This window comes from Rufibacter sp. XAAS-G3-1 (assembly GCF_013623775.1).
Lineage (GTDB): Bacteria > Bacteroidota > Bacteroidia > Cytophagales > Hymenobacteraceae > Nibribacter.
On record NZ_JABFAM010000033.1, the window covers coordinates 2,501 to 5,265 of the forward strand.

The window sequence follows — 2,765 nt, forward strand, 5'->3', positions numbered from 1 at the left end:
CATAGTGGTATCCTGAGTAGGGCGGGACCAGAGGAATCCCGTCTGAATCCACCGGTACCATCCGGTAAGGCTAAATACTCCTGAGAGACCGATAGTGAACCAGTACCGTGAGGGAAAGGTGAAAAGAACCCCGAATAGGGGAGTGAAATAGAACCTGAAACCATGCGCCTACAAGCGGTCGGAGCCCATTCGTTGGGTGACGGCGTGCCTTTTGCATAATGAGCCTACGAGTTACTCCTCCCTGGCGAGGTTAAGTCTCTGAAGAGACGGAGCCGCAGCGAAAGCGAGTCTGAACAGGGCGCACAGTCAGGGGGGGTAGACGCGAAACTTTGTGATCTACCCTTGGGCAGGATGAAGTTGCGGTAACACGCAATGGAGGTCCGAACCAGTTTCCGTTGAAAAGGATTTGGATGACCTGAGGGTAGGGGTGAAAGGCCAATCAAACTGAGAAATAGCTCGTACTCCCCGAAATGCCTTTAGGGGCAGCGTCGAGGTGGAGTCTGGCGGAGGTAGAGCTACCGATAGGACTAGGGGGGGTCAAACCCTACCGAATCCTGACGAACTCCGAATGCCGCCAGACATACTCGGCAGTGAGGCGCGGGGTGCTAAGGTCCCGCGCCGAGAGGGAAAGAACCCAGACCGTCAGCTAAGGTCCCTAAATCCATGCTAAGTTGAACAAAGGAGGTCCAGTTGCCCAGACAGCCAGGATGTTGGCTTGGAAGCAGCCATTCATTTAAAGAGTGCGTAACAGCTCACTGGTCGAGCGACAGGGCATCGATAATAATCGGGCATCAAGCATGGTACCGAAGCTACGGATATGTATTCATACATGTGGTAGGGGAGCATTCCCGTCGGCGGAGAAGGTACCTGGCAATGGGTGCTGGAGCGTCGGGAAAAGCAAATGTAGGCATAAGTAACGATAATGCGGGCGAGAAACCCGCACACCGAAAGACTAAGGTTTCCTGATCAACGCTAATCGGATCAGGGTCAGTCGGGCCCTAAGGCCGATGCGAGAGCTAAGGTCGATGGACAACTGGTTAATATTCCAGTACTAGCGTGACCCAGCGATGCGGTGACGGAGAAGTGAAAGGCCCGCCTGGTGACGGAATACCAGGTTGAAGGGCGTAGGTATAGGGACGGTAGTCAAGTACGCCGACCCTGCTGAAACCCGATAGTACCCCAAGCCCCCGGGCGAGGGGATAGCGGCCCTAACCATGCTCCCAAGAAAACCCGCTAAGCGTTATAAAGGTTACGCTACCCGTACCGCAATCCGACACAGGTAGTCGAGGAGAGAATCCTAAGGTGCTCGAGTGAATCACGGCCAAGGAACTCGGCAAAATGGCCCTGTAACTTCGGGAGAAGGGGCGCTTCCTCCAGCGATGGAGAAGCCGCAGTGAAGAGGCCCAGGCGACTGTTTAACAAAAACACATGGCTATGCGAAATCGAGAGATGAGGTATATGGCCTGACACCTGCCCGGTGCCGGAAGGTTAAGAGGGGACGTCAGCCGCGAGGCGAAGCGTTGAATCGAAGCCCCGGTAAACGGCGGCCGTAACTATAACGGTCCTAAGGTAGCGAAATTCCTTGTCGGGTAAGTTCCGACCTGCACGAATGGTGTAACGATCTGGGCGCTGTCTCAGCCGTGAGCTCGGTGAAATTGTAGTCTCGGTGAAGATGCCGAGTACCCGCTACGGGACGGAAAGACCCCGTGCACCTTTACTATAGCTTAACATTGACTCTGGGCAACCCGTGTGTAGGATAGGTGGGAGACTTCGATCCGGCGTCGCCAGGCGCCGGTTAGTCAGCGTTGAAATACCACCCTCGGGTTGTCCGGGGCCTAATCCCGGAGGGGAGACATTGTTTGGTGGGTAGTTTGACTGGGGTGGTCGCCTCCAAAAGAGTAACGGAGGCTTTCAAAGGTACCCTCAGCACGCTTGGTAACCGTGCGCAGAGCGCAATAGCAGAAGGGTGCTTGACTGTGGGGCCCACAAGCCGAGCAGGGCCGAAAGGCGGATATAGTGATCCGGTGGTTCCGCATGGAAGGGCCATCGCTCAAAGGATAAAAGGTACGCCGGGGATAACAGGCTGATCTCCCCCAAGAGCTCATATCGACGGGGAGGTTTGGCACCTCGATGTCGGCTCGTCACGTCCTGGGGCTGGAGAAGGTCCCAAGGGTTGAGCTGTTCGCTCATTAAAGTGGCACGCGAGCTGGGTTCAGAACGTCGTGAGACAGTTCGGTCCCTATCTGTAGTGGGCGTTGGATGTTTGAGGGGACCTGTCCTTAGTACGAGAGGACCGGGATGGACGAGCCTCTGGTGGGCCTGTTGTGGCGCCAGCCGCAGCGCAGGGTAGCTACGCTCGGATGAGATAAGCGCTGAAAGCATCTAAGCGCGAAACTCACCCCAAGATGAGACATCCCTCCAAGGGCCGTGGGAGACGACCACGTCGATAGGCGGCAGGTGTAAAGGCAGAGATGCCATAGCCGAGCCGTACTAATTGCCCGAGGGCTTTCCCGCCGCGAAAGGCGCGTACCCTAAGTAGTTTTCTTTCCTCCCAAGTATGGCAAAGCACCCCCCGACATCATTAGTAGCCCGCAAGGGAGACGACGATAATGGTGGCTATGTCGCGGGTGTCCACCTCTTCCCATTCCGAACAGAGAAGTTAAGCCCCGCCGAGCCGATGGTACTGCGGTCACACGCGGGAGAGTAGGTAGCCGCCAACCCCCAGCAAGCCGGCCCCGCCCCTGACAAGGAGGCGGGGCCGGCCC

2 rRNA genes (1 of these 2 cut by a window edge) are annotated in these 2,765 nt (G+C 56.7%); both read left to right on the plus strand.

Annotation, left to right across the window (positions count from 1 at the left end):
• Nucleotides 1-2,514, plus strand: a 23S ribosomal RNA gene (locus HHO50_RS20820); it begins 379 nt to the left of the window's first position.
• Nucleotides 2,515-2,608: 94 nt separating this feature from the next.
• Nucleotides 2,609-2,720: ribosomal RNA gene (gene rrf, locus HHO50_RS20825) — 5S ribosomal RNA — on the plus strand.
• Nucleotides 2,721-2,765: the final 45 nt, after the last annotated feature.